The organism is Pantoea sp. JV6 (genome assembly GCF_025910055.1).
Lineage (GTDB): Bacteria > Pseudomonadota > Gammaproteobacteria > Enterobacterales > Enterobacteriaceae > Pantoea > Pantoea agglomerans.
On the sequence record NZ_JAPCIM010000003.1, the window covers coordinates 340,693 to 359,777 of the forward strand.

General features: G+C 56.0%; 13 protein-coding genes. 6 read left to right on the forward strand and 7 right to left on the reverse strand.

The window, feature by feature from the left end; genetic code table 11:
* Entirely contained in the window at nt 1-972 is a 972-nt protein-coding gene (locus OK412_RS05640) for a ParB family protein (protein WP_264352827.1), read from the forward strand.
* Nucleotides 973-2,116: 1,144 nt separating this feature from the next.
* Here OK412_RS05640 and OK412_RS05645 read toward each other — a convergent pair.
* From OK412_RS05645 to OK412_RS05660, 4 genes are read right to left on the reverse strand one after another with little or no spacing between them, the layout of a single operon-like run.
* On the reverse strand, nt 2,117-3,127 hold the full coding sequence (locus tag OK412_RS05645) for a transketolase family protein (RefSeq protein WP_022624574.1): 1,011 nt from the start codon (nt 3,125-3,127) through the stop codon (nt 2,117-2,119).
* A 1-nt stretch (nt 3,128) separates the two neighbouring features.
* Nucleotides 3,129-3,971, reverse strand: a complete 843-nt coding sequence (locus OK412_RS05650) for a transketolase (RefSeq protein WP_182500538.1) — start codon at nt 3,969-3,971, stop codon at nt 3,129-3,131.
* 12 nt (nt 3,972-3,983) lie between these two features.
* Nucleotides 3,984-5,282 (reverse strand): MFS transporter, encoded by a 1,299-nt coding sequence (locus OK412_RS05655; RefSeq protein WP_264352828.1) that lies wholly within the window; start codon nt 5,280-5,282, stop codon nt 3,984-3,986.
* A gap of 54 nt (nt 5,283-5,336) precedes the next feature.
* Nucleotides 5,337-6,086, reverse strand: coding sequence for an SDR family NAD(P)-dependent oxidoreductase (locus OK412_RS05660; RefSeq protein ID WP_045139970.1), 750 nt, complete (start codon nt 6,084-6,086; stop codon nt 5,337-5,339).
* Between the two features lie 197 nt (nt 6,087-6,283).
* Between OK412_RS05660 and OK412_RS05665 the strand changes: the two genes are divergently transcribed.
* The 4 genes from OK412_RS05665 to OK412_RS05680 all read left to right on the forward strand — a co-directional run bounded on the left by OK412_RS05665 (nt 6,284) and on the right by OK412_RS05680 (nt 11,261).
* Nucleotides 6,284-7,186, forward strand: coding sequence for a LysR substrate-binding domain-containing protein (locus OK412_RS05665; RefSeq protein WP_010246833.1), 903 nt, complete (start codon nt 6,284-6,286; stop codon nt 7,184-7,186).
* 199 nt (nt 7,187-7,385) lie between these two features.
* Nucleotides 7,386-8,837 (forward strand): sugar porter family MFS transporter, encoded by a 1,452-nt coding sequence (locus tag OK412_RS05670; protein WP_022624569.1) that lies wholly within the window; start codon nt 7,386-7,388, stop codon nt 8,835-8,837.
* A gap of 345 nt (nt 8,838-9,182) precedes the next feature.
* Nucleotides 9,183-9,743 carry a lipid IV(A) palmitoyltransferase PagP gene (gene pagP / locus OK412_RS05675; RefSeq protein ID WP_010246837.1) on the forward strand — a complete coding sequence of 187 codons (561 nt, stop codon included), beginning with the start codon at nt 9,183-9,185 and terminating at the stop codon, nt 9,741-9,743.
* An 18-nt stretch (nt 9,744-9,761) separates the two neighbouring features.
* Nucleotides 9,762-11,261, forward strand: a complete 1,500-nt coding sequence (locus OK412_RS05680) for an alpha/beta fold hydrolase (RefSeq protein WP_264352829.1) — start codon at nt 9,762-9,764, stop codon at nt 11,259-11,261.
* 39 nt (nt 11,262-11,300) lie between these two features.
* Here OK412_RS05680 and OK412_RS05685 read toward each other — a convergent pair whose 3' ends face one another.
* Entirely contained in the window at nt 11,301-12,155 is an 855-nt protein-coding gene (locus OK412_RS05685; protein ID WP_264352830.1) for an aldo/keto reductase family oxidoreductase, read from the reverse strand.
* A gap of 95 nt (nt 12,156-12,250) precedes the next feature.
* Here OK412_RS05685 and OK412_RS05690 point away from each other — a divergent pair, with 95 nt between their 5' ends.
* Nucleotides 12,251-13,198, forward strand: a complete 948-nt coding sequence (locus tag OK412_RS05690) for a LysR family transcriptional regulator (RefSeq protein WP_062759009.1) — start codon at nt 12,251-12,253, stop codon at nt 13,196-13,198.
* Here the strand turns inward: OK412_RS05690 and OK412_RS05695 are convergent.
* Together OK412_RS05695 and OK412_RS05700 are read right to left on the reverse strand one after the other, a co-directional pair.
* Nucleotides 13,163-17,695, reverse strand: a complete 4,533-nt coding sequence (locus tag OK412_RS05695) for an ATP-dependent helicase (RefSeq protein WP_264352831.1) — start codon at nt 17,693-17,695, stop codon at nt 13,163-13,165. The genes OK412_RS05690 and OK412_RS05695 overlap by 36 nt on opposite strands.
* Nucleotides 17,696-17,803: 108 nt before the next feature.
* Nucleotides 17,804-18,994: an MFS transporter gene (locus OK412_RS05700; protein ID WP_264352832.1), complete on the reverse strand. Its 1,191-nt coding sequence runs from the start codon at nt 18,992-18,994 to the stop codon at nt 17,804-17,806.
* Between the last annotated feature and the right edge of the window lie 91 nt (nt 18,995-19,085).

Sequence of the window (19,085 nt, forward strand, 5' to 3'; positions counted from 1 at the left end):
ATGAGCGCAAAAAGAATTACGATTGGCAGAACCTTCAGCCAGACTCCACTGGAAAATGACACGCCAGACAGCCAGCACAACCAGACATTCGTTCTGGCAACGGGCAAGCGCGCGTTATTTCGTTTTGAACGCATTGCCGCCAGCGACGTTGAAAGCAAAACGTTTGTCACAATGGAAACCAACGGTCGCGATCAGGCAGGCCTGACACCTGATTCGCTGCGCGACATTATCCGGACCATTAAGCTGCAGCAGTTCTTTCCCGCTATTGGCGTGATGCGCGATGACCGCATCGAAATCCTCGACGGTTCACGTCGTCGGGCAGCGGCGCTCTACTGCAAAACCGGCCTGGACGTGCTGATCACTGACGCGGCCATCACCCCTGATGAAGCTCGCCGACTGGCGCAGGATATTCAGACGGCACGGGAACACAATCTGCGCGAAGTGGGTATGCGTCTGTTAACACTTAAAGATGGCGGTTTGTCGCAGAAGGAGATTGCTGAAAATCAGGGTTTGTCCCAGGCAAAAGTGACGCGTGCCCTGCAGGCCGCCAGCGTTCCGTCAGATTTGATTTCACTTTTTCCTAATCACGCTGAGCTGACCTATCCCGACTATAAAGCGTTGTTACAGGCAGCTGACAAGTTGAGTGAGTCCGGGCAAAGCGTTGAAGCTCTGATCAAGTCCATTTCAAGGGAAATTGATGTGGTCTGTGCCCGTGAAGGTCTGGCCGAGGACGAGCTTAAAAATCATATTTTACGTCTGATTCGACAGGGCAGCCAGACTCTGATCAAAGAACCGGAGAAAGATAAAACTCAGGCGACTGCGCTCTGGTCTTTTGCTGATAAAGATCGCTTCGCCCGCAAAAAGGTACGCGGACGGATGTTCAGTTATGAATTTAACCGGCAGTCGAAAGAGTTGCAGGAAGAGCTGGATAAAGTTATTGCGGAGACCCTGAAAAAATATCTCAACCGTTAAGGCATCCGCACTCAAATCAGCCAGCGATAAACGCTGGCTTTTTTTTTGATTTTTTAGGTAATCGGCGTTAATAGAGATGGCGGACACCTAAATTTCAGGCTGAAATCGCCAGATTTTCAAGTGTGAATTCATGATTATGCTATTGAAATATAATAAATTAATCTATTGTGTCTTGCTGAAAAACTGCATGAAATCGCCACTTCGCTGAACTCTTTCGCCAGATACCCAGGCCCCTTCCAAACCGCACAGGTCACTATAAACAGAGATAACGTTTTTCGTCTGATGCTATCGTTGATGAATCTCATCGCCGTCAGCGCGCATCCGACGGTCAGAATATTGCAAGTAATGATTTTCCGGGGCTGGTTCATTAGTGACCAATCAACCCCCACTGAACCTCAGTAACAGCGTACCGGCTTCACACACTCCGCTAAACCCTCTGCCTGGCCTTTCTCCAAACATTAGCCCGCCAGCGATATTTCGTGATTAACTGTTTGTTTTTAATATAAAAGATGCAATAATTTCAGCCTGAAATCGCCATGCCTGCAGTTAAACGCTCCCTCGTTTCAGGCCTGAGGGCGAACGGATAAGATCAGAAAAGAGGCGTATCTTGAGAGCAGTAAAGTCCTGAACAGAGAGTGAAAAAAGATACTCAGAAACTATCCCTCACTTATCCACAGAAAAAGTGGATAACTTTTTCTGCGCGATAAAATTTTTTTTGAAGAGGTGCGATACAAGATGCAGCTTTGGCATGGAACTCCATTAAAACCTGATCAGCGCGAAAAGATTGTCATAGTTTGTTCATAACGGAAAGGTAGTTGCATGGCATCAGATTCACTGTATTGGGTAAAGCAGATGAAATCGGCAGCTTACGGACGAAGAGCCCCTATCGGCCTACCTGATAAAAGGCGATGGCTCACTGCACTGCTGTTTACAGTGAATTGCGAGAAATAACGTCTGTATGGCATTGAACCGGGTTATAAGTGGCTGTTATCAGCATACAGCGTAGTTGCTGATGCGCAGAGAGTGCTGACCACTGCAATCAGTAATCAGACCGATGTGAAGTGACGTAATGCAATGATGATCTTCCACGGCAGCAGCGAACCTATGCAGAAGAAAACCGGGCCAGGCCCGGTTTTGATATGAATCAGGCTTCAAGCCAGGCGGTGATTTGCTTAACCATGGCATCCGTTGAGATGCCATAACGGTCATGCAGCGTCGGTAGTGCGCCTGCTGCAAGGAAAGCATCCGGCAGCGCAATCTGTTTAAAGCGCGGTGTCACATGGTTTCGCATTAACAGGCCGGCAATAGCTTCGCCTAAGCCACCGGTTATCGAATGATTTTCAGCGGTGATAACCAGCTGGTTATGATGCAGTGCTACTCCCGCCTCACGCAGGATGGTCTCTTCATCCAGAGGCTTAATCATGGGTGAGTGAACCACACCGACCTCAATCCCCTGCTTCTCCAGCGCTTCAGCGGCCTCAAGCGCCCGCATGGTCATCAATCCGCTGCTGATAATAACGGCATGCTTACCGCCGCGCAGGCGCTGAGCCTTACCGTGCTGATAGCGATAGTCATATTTATCCAGCACCAGCGGAACCTTACCGCGCAGCAGGCGCAAATAGACCGGACCCTGATGTTCAGCGATAGCCGGTATCACCTGGCTAATCTCCAGTGCATCGCAGGGATCGATGATAGTCAGGTTCGGCATGCCACGGAAGATTGCCAGGTCATCAGTCGCCTGATGACTCGGTCCATAACCGGTGGTCAGGCCCGGCAGCGCGCAGGCGATTTTAACGTTCAGATTCTCTTCGGCGATGGCCATGCAGATAAAATCATAAGCGCGGCGGGAAGCAAAGACGGCATACGTGGTGACAAAAGGCATAAAGCCTTCACGCGCCATACCTGCTGCGGCGCTCATCAGTAACTGTTCCGCCATGCCCATCTGATAAAAGCGTTTCGGAAAAGCCTCTGCGAACAGGTGCAGATCGGTGTATTTACTTAAATCAGCCGTCAGCCCGACCACATCTGAGCGCTGCTCTGCCAGAGAGACCAGGGCATGTCCAAAAGGAGCTGAAACCGTGGGCTGGCCTTCAGCGGCGATCGAGGCGATCATGGCGGATGTGGTCAGACGTTTTTTTTGCGGTTGTGAACTCATCTCAGACTCCTTGCTCAAGTGCAGTCAGGGCTTTGTCCCACTCATCGGCATCGACCCGAATAAAGTGGGTTTTCTCACGACTTTCCAGAAACGGTACCCCTTTGCCCATTCGGGTATCGCAAATGATGACGCGCGGCTGGGGTTCGGGCCAGCTGCGAGCCGCATCAAAGGCGGCCTGCAAAGCAGAGATATCGTTGCCATCAACCCGCTGGGTGTACCAGCCAAAAGACTGCCAGCGATCCACAATGGGTTCAAAAGCGAGAATCTCACTGCTATGGCCGTCAGCCTGCTGATTGTTGACGTCGATAAGGGCGATCAGGTTATCAAGTTGCCAGTGTGAGGCGGACATTGCCGCTTCCCATGTAGAGCCTTCATTCAGTTCACCATCTGAAAGCAGGTTATAGACTCGTGCCTGCGAGCCTTTCTGTTTCAGCCCCAGACAGGCACCCACAGCAATACCTAAGCCATGACCCAGTGAACCGCCGGTAATTTCCATGCCTGGGGTATAGGCAGCCATGCCGGACATCGGCAGGCGGCTCTCATCAGTCCCATAGGTTTCCCTCTCCTCTTCAGGTATCACGCCTGCTTCCAGCAGGGCGGCATAAAGGGCGATAGCGTAATGGCCAATCGACAGATAGAAGCGATCGCGGTCTTCCCACTCAGGTTGATCCGGCCGGTAATTCATGGCGTGGAAATAGCTGACAGCAAGCAAATCGGCTGCACCCAGCGCCTGACCGATATATCCCTGCCCCTGAACCTGGCCCATTAATAAGGCATGGCGGCGAATATTGGTGGCTCGTTGCTGCAATGAGAGCACGTGTGAAGCGTGACGAGAGTCAGTCATGTTACCTCCTGATTAACGATTAACGTCCGCTGCCCGGATGCGCAGCACGCATAGCGCGCCACCCAGCAGGACGGCAGCAATAAAGTACATTCCGGAAGCGGGCGTACCGGTTGCGGTGGTGATGGTGCCTATCAGCCACGGTGAGAAAAAACCGGCCAGATTAGCAATGCAGTTCACGGCGGCGATGCCTGCGGCGGCAGAGACGCCACCTAACAGATTGGTCGGCAACATCCAGAACAGCGATGAGGCGGAAAGAATGCCCGCAGCGGCAATACAGAGGGAGAGCAGTGACAGGGAGACGCTATGGCTCAGCAGGGTCGCCAGCGTCAGTCCGGTGAGTCCGATCAGCATCGGAACAATCAGATGCCAGCGGCGTTCACGATAGCGATCGCCACTGCGCCCGGCCAGCAGCATAAAGATAATGGCGCAGAGGTAAGGCAGACTGGTCAGCAGCCCAATATGCAGCGGTTCACTAACGCCTGAGTTTCTCACCAGCGTCGGTAACCAGAAAGTCAGGGCGTACTGACCCATCACCACACAGAAGTAGATCAGCGCCAGCAGCCACAGACGACGGTCGGCGACAAAGGCTTTTACCGTGCCATGACAGGCTTTCTGCTGATTATCCTCATCCAGATCGGCACGCACCCGGCGTTTCTCATCTTCGTCCAGCCACTCTGCCTGTTCAACGCGATCCTTCAGAACCAGCAGTACCACTAATCCCATAATAAGAGTGGGGATAGCTTCCAGCATAAACATCCACTGCCAGCCTGCCCATCCGTTAAAGCCTGCAAAGGTCGCCATAATCCAGCCTGAGAGCGGGCCGCCAATCATCCCTGACAGCGGAATGGCGACAAACCAGAGCACGGTCATACGCGCGCGACGGTGTGATGGAAACCAGTAGGTCAGGTAGAGCAGCAGACCAGGCGCAAGACCGGCCTCGGCGACGCCGAGCAGAAAGCGCAGCAGGTAGAACTGCCATGCGGTTTCTACAAAGGCGAACAGGGCTGAGATGATGCCCCATGTGATCATAATGCGGGCAATCCAGCGGCGTGCGCCGACACGGTGCAGGATCAGGTTACTCGGCACCTCAAAGAAGAAGTAGCCGATAAAAAAGATCCCGGCACCCAGTCCATACACGGTTTCGCTGAGAGACAAATCATCCATCATCTGTAATTTAGCGAAGCCCACATTGACGCGATCAAGATAGGCGCAGAGATAACAGAGCATCAGCCAGGGCATCAGGCGCCAGGCAATTTTGCGATAGGTGATATCGCGCGCAGCAGAGGCTGCGCTCAGATTAAGCGTGGTCATGGTGTTCACTCCCGAAGTTAGCCCGCCAGGCGTGCGGGCAGGGAAGGGCGCTATTTAATGGATCAGCATGCCGCCGTTCACATCCAGCGTGATGCCGGTGAGATAACCGGAGAGATCGCTGGCGAGAAACAGCGCAGCGTTGGCGACGTCACTGGCGGACCCAAGGCGGCCGAGCGGAATTCCGTCGAGAATGGCGTGGCGGCGTTCATCCTGTAACAGGCCACCAGTGATGTCCGTCTGGATCAGACCGGGCGTCAGGGCATTAATGCGTATCTGGTCAGGGCCAAATTCGCGCGCCATCGCTTTAGTCAGGCCCAGAACGCCCGCTTTAGCGGCACTGTAGTGCGGGCCACCGAAAATCCCGCCGCCGCGCTGTGCTGAGACCGAGGACAGGCAGATGATGCTGCCGCCTTTCTGCTGCTGCATGGTGGGGATCACCGCCTGAGACATCAGCAGCGTGCCGCGCAGATTGACATCAAGAATACGGTTGTAATCCTCGATGCCGATTTCCAGTGTTTTAACCGGCTGAGTAATACCTGCATTGTTGACCAGCACATCAATACGGCCGAAGTGCTCAAGAACCTGGTCGATGGCACGACGAACAGAGAGGGGATCGGTCACATCTGTGGCCAGGCCGAGATGCCCGTCACCACAAGACAGTGCGCTGGCCTGGGCGGCCTGCAGATCTAAATCGAGCACTACCACGCGCGCGCCATGCTGAGCAAAACAGGCGGCTGTTGCCCGGCCAATGCCGCGCTGAGAGGCGGCACCTGTAATAATCGCAACTTTATTTTCGAGTAACATTGTCCACTCCAGAAAAATAATTATTAGTGGTTCGGTATCGCTACCGGCAGGGTCACGATCAGAATTGATAAAGCGGCTAATATTGGCAATGCAAAAAAATTCATTTGATGCTGAATGAATTTGTTGGTTTGATGCAGTTAACAATTCTGCGATTTAAAAATGGGCACACATCACAAAATTCCAGTGTGGAGAGGCGGATGGAAAAGCAGTCTGATCACTTACCTTCGATTAAATCACTGCGGGTTTTTGAGCAGGTGGCCCATTTTGGTAATGTCGCGCGTGCGGCCGAGGAATTAAGTATTACGCCTTCGGCGGCCAGTCATCAGCTGGCAAAACTGGAGCGTGAACTGGGCTGTATTCTGTTTAATCGTTCGGCAAAGGGCGTAGTGCTGACGCTGTCGGGTGAGCATTACCTCAGGGAGATTGGTCCGATACTGCTGAGTCTGACGCAGGCGACTGCACGCATCAGTAACGAGAAAGCCCGCAGCAACCTCAGGATCCACTGCGCGCCCAGTTTCGGTCTGCTGTGGCTGTTGCCGCGCATCCATAAATTTCGCGACAGCTATCCCGAGTTCCAGCTCACGCTCTCCTGCTCTTACGAGAATTTATCTTTCAGCCGCGACAATATTGATATTGCGATACGCCATGGATTCCCGGACTGGAACTCATTCGAGATTAAAACGATCCGCCACGAAAGAATGTCGGTGCTGGCCTCGCCTGAGTATCTGAAAAAACATCCTGTTAATCAGGCCGCTGATTTAATTCATCATGCGCTGATATTATCGGAGTCGCCGCTTATTCAGTGGCCGCAGTGGTTTGCTTCTCAGCAATTACCTCAGCCAGATAAAGAGTGGTTATTTCGCTTTGATCGCTCTTATATGAGTCTTGAGGCGGCGATGTTAGGCCACGGTCTTATATTTGAAAGTGAATTGCTGGCGGAGGATTATCTGCGCAGTGGAAAACTGGTCAGAGTCTTGTCCGAACAGGAGAGTCTGCCCGTCAGCGCCCATCATCTGGTCTTCCCGCGTGGATTTGCCCAGTTTCCCCGCGTCGCGCATTTCCTGAGCTGGATCCAGCAGGAACTGAAAGTGTTAACCTAATGTTAAAATAACTTTCACGACGTCATTATTGCGCTGGTTTATTTATCCGGTTAACTATCCCTGTTATAAAAATCGCATTGCTAAAGCTAACTTTTAAATACCGTCTACACTTCTTTACCCACTCGGTAAATATGTTCCATTTCTATTCCGTATGAAATTTAATCAAACGGATGTTTAACTAATTAATGGCAGGGATATTATGAGTACGAATACACCAGACTCTGGTGAAGCGGGCGATCACGCGCCTGCGGATACGGTACGCCAGCGTATTTTTTTAGTGGTACTGGTTGCCACTATGGGCGCGCTGGCTTTTGGTTATGACACCGGGATAATCTCGGGTGCGTTACCCTACATGACCTCACCACCCGATCAGGGTGGACTTGGACTGAATTCATTCACTGAAGGGCTGGTAGCCTCTTCGCTGGTGTTCGGTGCCGCGATAGGCTCTTTCCTGAGTGGTTTCTTCTCTGACCGGTTTGGCCGGCGTATTACACTACGCAGCCTGGCGGTTATTTTTGTGCTGGGTTCACTGGGAACAGCGCTGGCGCCTTCTGTCAACGTCATGGTGGCAATGCGCTTCCTGCTGGGGATTGCTGTCGGCGGCGGTTCCTCTACCGTGCCGGTGTTTATCGCCGAAATTGCCGGACCGCGCCTGCGTGCGCCGCTGGTCAGCCGCAATGAGCTGATGATCGTTACCGGACAGCTCATTGCTTATGTTGCCAGTACGCTGCTGAGCTATCTGCTGCATGATGAGCACCTGTGGCGCTACATGCTGGCAATTGCCATGGTGCCGGGTCTTTTGCTGTTTATCGGCACGTTCTTCGTTCCCGCCTCACCACACTGGCTGGTCGCGGAAGGGCGTCTGAAAGAGGCTAAAAAGATCCTGAAATATCTGCGTGAAACGCCGCGTGAAGTGCGCCATGAGATGGCGCAGATGAAGAAGCAGGCGAGAGCGGCGGAACGTGGGCCGGATGCGAAAACCCTGATCCGTGAGAAGTGGGTGATTCGCCTGATGGTTATCGGCGTCGGTCTGGGCTTTGTTGCCCAGTTCACCGGGGTAAATGGTTTTATGTATTACACCCCGATCATCCTTAAACAGACCGGACTTGGCACCAGCGCCTCGATTGCCGCGACCATCGGTAACGGCGTGGTCTCAGTGGTGGCGGCGATTGTAGGTATCTGGGCGGTTAGTCGCTTCCCGCGCCGGACGATGCTGATTACCGGCCTGTGTCTGGTGGTAGCTTCGCAGATTATGCTGGGCAGCGTGATGACCTTTATCGCTCCCAGCCTGATGCAGAGCTACCTCGCCCTGGCCTGTATTCTGCTGTTCCTGTTCTGCATGCAGATGTGCATCTCCCCGGTCTACTGGCTGATGATGTCGGAACTGTTCCCGATGCAGTTGCGCGGCGTGTTAACCGGCGGCGCTGTCTCACTACAGTGGATCTTTAACGCGATAGTCGCCTTTGGTTTTCCACCGATAATGGAATATGCCGGCAGCACCACCTTCTTTATCTTTGCCGCGATTAACGTCGGGTCGCTGATCTTCGTGATGGCGATGGTGCCAGAGACGCGGGGCAAAAGCCTGGAAGAGATTGAGTCACACATGAAAGAGAAGTTTGGTGAAAAGCCAAAAGAGGCTGAAGCCTCCTGAGTCTCCCACCGGATTCAGCCCACCGGCTGAATCCGGTTTTACCTTCTTATCGCCTTATCTTGTTACCTCCTTATCTTCTTACTAACCGTTGCACCGCATTTCCCCGTCCTTATCCTCACTAAGTACCATCAGACAACATTCACTGTAATCAGCAATTTTCCCTCGATTAATTTTCAAACAGTTCTGGCGATTTCAGGCTGAAATCGCCAGAAACTGACTTAATGAACTGTCGTTATTGTCTTCAGAAATCCCCGGTTAAGCGAAGCATGACCGCTGACAAAGATTGCCTCAGGCTCTGCGCTATACTCATTTTTCATCTGCTCCGCACGCTGACCGGTACGCACTATGAAAATTTCAACCACGACGGCAGTTTTTGCCGCATTGCTGACTGCTGCGCCATTGCATGCTGAAAACACACCAATCTCCTCCTGGTGGAATGGATTCACTGACGATGTTGCGCAGACCTGGAACGCGCCTCAGCATACCGATCTCTACCTGCCATTTATCAGCTGGCACGCCCGCTTTATGTACGACAAAGAAAAAACCGATAACTATAACGAGAATCCCTGGGGAGGCGGTCTGGGCATTTCCCGCTACAGCGACAGCGGCAACTGGAGCGCGCTTTATGCAATGGCTTTCAAAGACTCACACAATGAGTGGCAGCCGATTGTCGGCTATGGCTGGGAAAAGGGCTGGTATCCAGGTTCGAATCAGGACTTTCGTCTTGGCGCGGGATTAACCGCCGGCATCACCGCACGCGAAGATTTTGGTAACTATATTCCGCTACCGATTATTCTGCCGCTGTTTTCTGCCGGTTATAAGGCGCTGAATGTACAGTTCACCTATATTCCGGGCACGTACAATAATGGCAACGTGCTGTTCGCGTGGTTTCGCTATGCATTTTAATTTTTCAGGAAAGGATTTATGACCCGGAGGTGGAAAACCGTCACCCGCAGGCTCTGGCGCCTTGCGATTGCGTCTGGAGTACTGTTACTGCTGCTACTGATTATTCGAATCTATGAAGCGGAGCGCGGGCCGGAGTTACATCGCTGGCACACCTGGGTCCCGCATGAACTGACAGTAGAACAGCTTGATAATGTGACCTATGCCGACTACCTCAAGGCCGAAAATCATCTGTTCGACGAGATGAAGCAGCAGGTCAGCGACCGACTGGATGCGGAAGAAAAAACGCCACTCAACCGATACTATGCCAGCAGCATGATCTATCCGGGGCATTTCGCGCAGGACTGGAACCGTTCCTATATTCTGCAACCGACGGGCAGGCCGCGCGGTGCGGTAGTGCTGTTACATGGACTGACCGACAGTCCTTACAGTCTGCGGCATGTGGCAGAGGCTTACCGTCAGCAGGGTTATGTGGCAGTGGCGATACGGTTACCGGGTCACGGTACGGTGCCTGCGGGTCTGACCGATGTTGACTGGCAGGACTGGATGGCCGCCACACGCCTGGCGGTGCGGGAAGCGACCCGGCTGGCGGGCACGCAGCCGCCGCTGCATCTGGTGGGTTTCTCGAACGGCGGGGCGCTGGCGGTAAAATATGCGCTCGACAGCCTGGGCGATCACACGCTGCGTCGTCCGCAGCAATTGATTCTGTTATCGCCGATGATCGGTGTGACTCGCTTTGCCCGGTTCGCAGGTGTTGCCGGGTTGCCCTCTGTTTTCCCTGCCTTTTCGAAAACGGCCTGGCTGAATATCGTGCCGGAGTTTAATCCGTTTAAATACAACTCTTTTCCGGTTCACGCTGCCCGGCAGACCTATTTGCTAACGCAGGCGCTGCAGAAAGAGATCCTGCAATATGCGCGTAATCAGCAGCTCTCCGGTTTCCCGCCCGTGCTGACCTTTCAGTCGGTCATGGATTCCACCGTCAGTACGCCTTCGGTCATCCGCTCGCTCTATAATTATCTGCCAGTGAACGGCAGCGAACTGGTGCTGTTCGATATCAATCAGGCGGTCAGCGTCAGTCCGTTATTCCGCCACTCCTCATATACCGCGGTTAATCAGCTGTTGCCTGCGGCGCGTCGGAATTTCTCATCCACGGTGATCACCAATGCCTCCGCTACCTCACTGGAAATGGTGACAAAAAGCATTCCCGTGGGAGAGATGCAGGAACGGATTCAGCCGCTGGCAATTGCCTATCCTGCGGGTCTCTACTCGCTGTCGCACGTTGCGATTCCGTTCCCGGCCGAGGATGGGTTATATGGCAGTGCGCCCGCGCAGAAGAATGAGTTTGGTATCAGTTTTGGGACGTTGTCACTGCGCGGCGAGAGTGCAGTGCTGATTGTCGGGCTGGACTCAATTATGCGCGCCACCTCTAACCCGTTTTATCCTTATATGATTAACCGAATCGATCACCACATCAGTTGTAGCGACAAGCCGCAACTTGCGGCCTGCCTCAGCAGTTTCTGAATCAGTACAGCATCAGGTCCGCATCGTGCGGGCCTGATGTTAAATAGTGTTCAGCTTTTCCATCACCTCATCCGACAGTTCCAGGCTGCCGCTGGTAAGATTCTCTTTAAGATGTTCCGGGGAAGAGGTGCCTGGAATCAGCAGAATATTTGGCGATCGCCGCAGCAGCCATGCGAGTGCGACCTGCATCGGCGTGGCATTCAGGGATGCAGCCACTTCATTAAGCTGATCCGACTGCAACGGAGAGAAGCCGCCCAGCGGGAAGAACGGCACATACGCAATTCCCTGCTGCGCCAGCTGATCCACCAGCTCATCATCCTGTCGATGCGCCAGGTTATACATATTCTGCACGCAGACAATCGGCGTCATCGCCTGAGCTTCTGCGATCTGCGTGGCGGTAACGTTACTCAGGCCAATATGGCGAATCAGTCCGCGTGCCTGTAACGCCATCAGCGCCTCCAGTTGTGGCTTCAGAGAGCCTTCTTTGGGCCTGGCCGGATGCAACATACTGCGCAGGTTCACCACTTCAATCACATCCAGCCCCAGGTTGCGCAGGTTATCTTCAACTGCCTGCGTCAGCGCCTCTGGCTCCATCGCCGCCAGCCAGCCGCCTTTGGCGTCGCGTCGGGCACCCACTTTGGTGACGATGCAGAGATCCTGCGGGTAGGGATGTAGCGCCTTTTTAATCAGCTGGTTGGTTTCGTGCGGACCGTAAAAATCGCTGGTGTCGATATGATTAACGCCTGCCGCGACAGCGTCGCGCAAAACATGGATTGCCCGGGCTTCATCTTTTACCGGGCCGAACACGCCCGGCCCGGCCAGTTGCATTGCGCCGTAGCCAATACGGTTAACATCACGATCGCCTAACGTAAAAGTCATGGTGGTGTTTGACATGAAAACCTCCTGCGTGAATGTAGATCAATTGTAACGGTGATTCAGCTGTGCAACTATCCGGTGAAATCAGGACAGACTGTACGGGGTGATGCACAATGGCGATCGATATGGCGCTGCTGGATGCCGTCGTGGCGGTGGCAAAAGCGGGAGGGTTTAGGGAAGCGGCACGCGTCACCGGCAGCAATGCGTCACGCCTGAGCGATGCGGTACGACGGGCGGAACAACAGCTGGGCATTCGTCTGTTTCACCGCACCACCCGCACCGTGGTGTTAACCGAAGCGGGCAGGGCGCTGATGGAACGTCTGCTGCCCGCGATCAATGAAGTTAACGCCGCGCTGGATGCGGTTAATCGCTACCGTAACACCCCTGGTGGCACGCTGCGGCTGAATGTGCCGGTCAGTGCAACCCGGCTGGTGCTGCCCGCGCTGGTGCCGGAATTTTTGCAGCGTTATCCCGACATCCGGCTGGAAATTGTGGCGGAGAGCAGCGTGCAGGATGTCTTTCGAGACGGTTGTGACGCCGGAATTCGTTATGATGAGCGGCTGGAGCAGGATATGGTGGCGATGCCCATTGGCCCCAGACAGCAACGGTTCGCGCTGGCGGCTTCTCCGGCTTATCTGGCAGAACATGGCCGACCGGAACATCCGCGCGACCTGATCCATCATCGCTGTCTGCGTGGCCGTTATGCCAGCGGCATCATGGCTGACTGGACCTTCAGCCACGAGGGCGAAGAGATCAGCGTTGAAACCAGCGGGCCGCTGGTGGTTTCGGTCGGTGGCGCAATGGATCTGGCGGTGGAGGCGGCCATCGCCGGAAGCGGCGTGATATATCTGTTTGACGAGTGGCTCAGGCCAGCCCTTGACAGCGGCAGGCTGGAACCGCTGCTGCAACCCTGGTGGCTGACTTTCTCCGGTCCGTGGCTCTACTACAACGATCGCCGCCTGATCCCCGCTCCGCTTCAGGCATTTATCGACTTTGTCCGCGAAAAAAACGGGCGCGAAAACAACTCAGCTATACCAGCTAAACCCCTGTGGTACCCGTGAAAATCCGGCATGTCGCAACGCGTTAAGCAGCGGTGACTGCGAAACCGGTTCACCATCTACCTTCTCCAGCGTGAAACTCGCGGGCTTTTCACGCTTCAGTGCCAGGCCCAGCGCCGCCACCGCGATCTGCTGCAGCGCGGGATCGTCGATGAATGTCAGCAACTCTTTGCCTCCCGGCGTCAGATAAAGCACCAGCGCGCCGCCTGCAATCACCACGCGTCCCCCCTGACGGCGGGTCGGGCGGATGCCGCTGGCGTGGAGCGGCCAGCTCAGTAACGCGCCAAACGGATTTGCCGGGTCCGGTGCGGCCAGCGCCACAGCCTCTGTCGCGGTCAGCGGCTTTTCTGCCAGCTCCCGCAGCCGCTCAATGGTGTTATGGTCGGCAAACTGCGCGCCGCCCGCACCAGCGGCAAACCGGCCACGCAGCAGCCGTCCGGCATCTTCCATGCTGCGTAATACCGGCTGTAACGCCGGGAATCCTCCCGGGATCTGCTCCGATATCGCGCTACCCCGGCTGATCACCCCATAACGGTCGAGAAGATTTTCCACCAGCGACAGGGCCAGCCGGGCAGGAGCAACCTCCTGTCGGTTAACCCGCGACCAGCGACCAGCCAGCGTGTTGACCGCCGGTCGGCGTGCAGAAAGTGCGCCCGGGGTGAAGCGCTGACCAAAACGGGTGCGCAGGGAACGCGCGGGACGTGAACGGGGGGCGCCTGGCGTGGTCAGCAGCCCACGCACCGCAATCCAGCTATCGGCAGTGACATAGCCTTGCCACACCAGTTGCCACAGGGCAGCATAAACGTCGGTGGTTTGCGTCTCTGCCTCGTCCATCTGTGCCATGATCTCATGAACAAACCACGAGCCACCCCGGCTAAGGGCGTCGAGAGTCGCCTGCTGAATCGGCGTCAGAGGCTGCGTAGTGTCAATCACCGGCAGTGTTTCAGCGGCATATTCCGTGAGGTGCAGCGAGATCAACCCATCATTCTGACCCAGCGCTTTGTGTCCGCACCAGGTAACCTCGCCACTGGCTAACAGTTCATCGAGCATCGCGGGCTGATAGTCGGCTATCCTGGCGCGCAGGATTTGTGACTCCCACAGCGAGGCCGGTAGCGGCACGCCCGCAAGTTGCTCAATCACACGTAACAGCCTGCTAACCCCCTGATGCTCTTCACGCTGCGTGTTAAGCACACCGTGACGCTCCAGCAGCAGGTTGATCCAGGCGGCAGGTGGAACAGGCCGGGTTGCTTCACGTGCTGATTGCAGTGAACGTAAGCGTAACCGTTTGAAGATCTCTGTGGAAACCCACTCCGTATCCGATGCGCCCTCTGGCGAACCCATATTGAGCAGGTTGCCCTGCTGATGCAGGGAGAGCAGCACCTCATTCACAATGGCGATACCCAGACCAAAATACGTGGCCAGCTGTCGGGCAGTGAACAGGGTATGGGTTCGGGCGTAGCGGTTAATGAGATCGCGTAGCGGATCGGCCTGCGGCTCCAGAAATGTTTCGGGCAGATCGTCAGGCAGTACAACGGCCAGTGCATCGCGCAGGCGGGCTGCATCTTCAATGATCGCCCAGCGCTCTTCACCAGCGAGGGTGACCGTAATCATTCGCTGCGCGGCCGCGAACTGCGTTATGGCTTCCGCGATCTGCTGGGCGTTGCCACTGAAACGTGCCGCAATACCGGCAACCGGGAGCGGGCCAAGATCGCGCAGCAGATCGATAATGCCTTCGGTGTGCTGCGCCTGATAGCGGGAATCAATGCGCTGCAGTTCCTGTTCAACCTGCTCAACGACGTCAGGTGCCAGCAAATCACGCTTGCTGGTCTGGCCGAGTAGCTCACCCAGCAGATTACTGTCGAGCGCCAGCAGTGAGGCGCGCCGTTCTGCCTGGGGGGCGTCGCTGGCGTAAATAAACTCTGCAACATAGCCAAACAGCAGCGGCGCGGCAAAAGGGGAGGGCTGTTCGGTCGTCACCTCGACCAGCTTTACCTTTCCCTGTACCATCTGTTCCATCAGCTGGTGCAGGGCAGGCAGATCGTAGACATCCTGAAGACATTCGCGTGCGGTTTCGATAAGGATGGGGAAATCGTCATACTGTCGTGCAACTTCCAGCAACTGACCAGCGCGCAGCCGCTGCTGCCAGAGCGGCGAACGTTTGCCCGGATTACGCCTCGGCAGCAGCAGAGCGCGTGAGGCACATTCACGGAAGCGGGCGGCAAACAGCGCCGACTGACCGACACTCTCAGTGACCTCCCGGGTCAACTGGTCGGCGTCGAACATAAACAGGTCAGCGCCGGGTAATACTCCCTCACTGGTGGGAAAGCGGGCCACGATGCCGTCATCGCTGGCCGCAACAGAAGCATCAATGCCCAGGCGTTGCTGGATTCGGGCGGCAATCGCCAGCGCCCAGGGCGCATTGACCCGCTTTCCCCAGGGCGAATGCAGGATCATCCGCCAGTCGCCGATTTCGTCACGGCAGCGTTCAATCAGCAACGTGCGATCGTCCGGCAGTACGCTGGTGACGGCGCGTTGTTCAGCCAGCAAAGCCAGCAGATTCGTGACTGCGCGGGCATCCAGCCCCAGCGCGCGCAACTGCTCCTGCGCGTCTACCGGTGAAGCCGCACTCAGATGACGCAGAAACAGCCCGAGGCTGGCACCCGATTCGGCCGAGCGGCCCACACCTTCTCCGCGCCAGAAAGGCAGACGAGCCGGACGGCCTGGCGCAGGCACCACCAGTACCTGGTCGTGGGTAATCTGCTGAATCCGCCACGACGTTGCGCCCAGGGTAATAATGTCATTGACCCGCGACTCATAGACCATCTCTTCATCCAGTTCGCCGACACGACGTGAGCCAGCCTGCTCTTCGCCTTCCGGCAGGATGACGCTGAACATGCCGCGATCGGGAATGGTGCCGCCGCTGGTCACGGCCAGATGCTGAGCGCCGGGTCGCGGCGTCAGCAGTCCGCTCTGACGATCCCACACAAGCTGCGGCCGCAGCTGAGCAAAAGCGTCTGAGGGAAACTTACCCGCCAGCATATCGAGCGTGGCATCAAACAGCCGACGCGACAGAGTGCGAAACGGATCGGCCCGACAGACCTGCGCATACCAATCATCGACCTGTAAGGGATCCATTGCGACGGCCGCCAGGGTTTGCTGCGCCAGGATATCGAGCGGGTTACGCGGCGGAGCCAGCGCATCGAGCTGGCCCGCACGCATCGACTGCAATATGACGGCCGAATCCAGCAGATCGCGTCGGGTGCGCGGAAACAGGATGCCGGTTGATACACCGCCAACCTGATGCCCGGCGCGTCCCACGCGCTGCAGTGCGCTGGCGACTGAAAGCGGTGCGCCCACCTGGATCACCAGATCCACCGGTCCCATATCAATGCCAAGTTCCAGACTGGAAGTCGCCACTACGCAGCGCAGTCTGCCCAGCTTCAATGCGGCTTCAATCTCGCCTCGCTGCTCCTTCGAGACGGACCCGTGGTGCGAGCGGGCAATAAGATCGTCACTGTCGTCCGGTTCTGCATCCCGTTCGCCAGCGGTTGTCTGCTGCGCCAGATAACGCGCATTGAGCCGCGCAGTCAGCTTTTCCGCCAGGCCACGCGAATTCACAAACACCAGCGTGGCGCGATGGGACATGACCTGCTGCAGAATGCGCGCTTCAATGTGCGGCCAGATCGAACCGCTGGCAGAGGTGGCTTCACCGGTCAGGTCATCGGGGCTGGCGATATCGGTCATATCTTCGACCGGAACCTCGATGGTCAGGTGCAGCGTCCGATCGGCGGCCGGATTAACGACCTGAACGGGCTGACAGCCGCCAAGGAAGGCGGCGACCCGCTCAACCGGTCGTACCGTGGCGGAAAGCCCGATACGCTGGGCGGGCTGTGGCAGCAGCGCATCCAGCCTCTCCAGGCTCAGCGCCAGCTGGGAACCCCGCTTCGATCCCGCCACCGCATGCACCTCATCGACGATGACCGTGGTCACGCCCTGCAGCGTCGTTCGCGCTTTTGAGGTCAGCATCAGAAACAGTGATTCGGGTGTGGTGATCAGGATATCGGGCGGGCGGCGCACCAGCCTGGCGCGCTCTGCACTGGGCGTATCGCCTGATCGCATTCCGATATTCAGAGTGATCTCTGGCTCATTCAGCGCCTGCCGCTCAGCGTAAACGCCTGCCAGCGGCAGATTAAGGTTGCGCTGTACGTCCGCGGCCAGCGCTTTAACCGGTGAAATATAGAGTATGCGGGTGGTCGTTTCACGTGCAGGTGAGGGCTGCGCGGTTCGGAACTGAAACAGCGTGTCGATGGCGGTGAGGAAGGCCGCCAGCGTCTTCCCTGAACCGGTCGGGGCGATCACCAGCGCATGCTCTCCGCTGGCTATCGCCTGCCATGCCGCCTGCTGCACCGGCGTGGGTGCAGCAAAGGTGGCAGAAAACCAGCGTCGTGTGGCGGATGAAAACCGGGCTAAAACCGCATCAGAATGGGATTTCGACATCATACTCACGGATCACGCAGCAACTGCGCCTGAAATTAATCCGTTGAGTGTAAGTGAAAATTGCCGTTTGTGGATGACGCGGCAGATATCTGGCCGCGTCGGGCGGGTTTATTAACTGGCCGCTCCGGCTAAAGCGCGACCTCTGATCGCCAGCAGCGACACCAGTGCCAGCACGATAATAGTCATGCCATAGAACCAGGCGGTCTGGTTCAGCCCGATATGGGGCGCTGCCATTCCGGCGGCAATCGCAGGCAGGGCAAAGGCGAGATAGCTTTTGATCAAAAAGGCGGAGAACAGTCCGGCGCGTTCATGACTTTCAGCTAACTGCATAATGATCTTCAGCACGCTGGAGAAAATCGATCCAAATCCCTGACCCGCAATGGCAGTGCCGAGATAGAGCCAGGCCACACTGTGCAGAGAAAGGCCCGCAAGAGTGACGCTGACGCCCGCTATCAGCATCAGCGTACCGATAACTAATGCCCGCGCAGGCGGTAACGGGCGAAAGAGAAATACTGCTGCCGTTGCGCTCAGCATCAGCGTCGCCACAATCGAGCCGCCGATAAAAGGCGATGTCAGGCCGGTTGCGTTCGCCACCATTGAGGGCATCAGTGAAAGGTAAAATCCGCCCAGCATCCAGGTTGCGATGTTAACCGGCGTCACCATTAACAGCGGGCCCAGCGCGCGTCGCGGTATGCTGACCTGAGGTCGCAGTGCGGCCAGAACACCCGGCTGAGGCGCAATGGTTTCTGGTATTAGCGGCAACAGCGCCATGGCAACCAGCATCAGTATCAGCAGCAGCGCGTAAAGCGTCACCGTGGGAAAGGGCGCAAAGGTGACCAGTATGCCGCCCGCCAGCGTGCCCAGCGTCATCCCCAGAAAGGCGGTGAATGAGTTCAGCAGTTGCCCACGGGTTTTACTGGCGTCAATCAGGCTGGCACCAAAGGTCGGTAAGGCAATACCGGTAGCAAAGCCCTGCACCAGCCGGGCGGCGATTAAGGTCGTCGCAGAACCGGCAGACATAAAGATCACCAGCGCGACCGCATTGATCGCCAGCGCCAGCAGCATCAGCGGGCGGCGGCCGGTATAGTCGGACACTTTACCCACCGTGAGTAGCGCGGCCAGCAACGCGAAAGCATAGGCGCCAAAGATCAGCGTCAGCATGGTCGGCGTCAAATGGAACAGGCTGCGATAAAGTGGGTAGAGCGGCGTTGGCGCACTGCTGGTGGCGGAGATCAGCGCCGCACCGGTAAAACTGAAAAGCGTGGTGCGGGCAGCAGCCTGAGGCGTCAATGTGGGGTTCATGAAATCACCTTAATGCAAAGTATTAGCTTTTAATAAGGTATACGGCTATCTGTGCCTTAATGCAATATCTTTGCTTTAACGTTTATTGCGG

Coding starts and splice junctions, on each gene's coding strand:
- OK412_RS05640 (WP_264352827.1), top strand. CDS start 1: ATGAGCGCAAAAAGAATTACGATTGGCAGAACCTTCAGCCAGACTCCA.
- OK412_RS05645 (WP_022624574.1), bottom strand. CDS start 3,127: ATGAGTTCACAACCGCAAAAAAAACGTCTGACCACATCCGCCATGATC.
- OK412_RS05650 (WP_182500538.1), bottom strand. CDS start 3,971: ATGACTGACTCTCGTCACGCTTCACACGTGCTCTCATTGCAGCAACGA.
- OK412_RS05655 (WP_264352828.1), bottom strand. CDS start 5,282: ATGACCACGCTTAATCTGAGCGCAGCCTCTGCTGCGCGCGATATCACC.
- OK412_RS05660 (WP_045139970.1), bottom strand. CDS start 6,086: ATGTTACTCGAAAATAAAGTTGCGATTATTACAGGTGCCGCCTCTCAG.
- OK412_RS05665 (WP_010246833.1), top strand. CDS start 6,284: ATGGAAAAGCAGTCTGATCACTTACCTTCGATTAAATCACTGCGGGTT.
- OK412_RS05670 (WP_022624569.1), top strand. CDS start 7,386: ATGAGTACGAATACACCAGACTCTGGTGAAGCGGGCGATCACGCGCCT.
- pagP (WP_010246837.1), top strand. CDS start 9,183: ATGAAAATTTCAACCACGACGGCAGTTTTTGCCGCATTGCTGACTGCT.
- OK412_RS05680 (WP_264352829.1), top strand. CDS start 9,762: ATGACCCGGAGGTGGAAAACCGTCACCCGCAGGCTCTGGCGCCTTGCG.
- OK412_RS05685 (WP_264352830.1), bottom strand. CDS start 12,155: ATGTCAAACACCACCATGACTTTTACGTTAGGCGATCGTGATGTTAAC.
- OK412_RS05690 (WP_062759009.1), top strand. CDS start 12,251: ATGGCGATCGATATGGCGCTGCTGGATGCCGTCGTGGCGGTGGCAAAA.
- OK412_RS05695 (WP_264352831.1), bottom strand. CDS start 17,695: ATGATGTCGAAATCCCATTCTGATGCGGTTTTAGCCCGGTTTTCATCC.
- OK412_RS05700 (WP_264352832.1), bottom strand. CDS start 18,994: ATGAACCCCACATTGACGCCTCAGGCTGCTGCCCGCACCACGCTTTTC.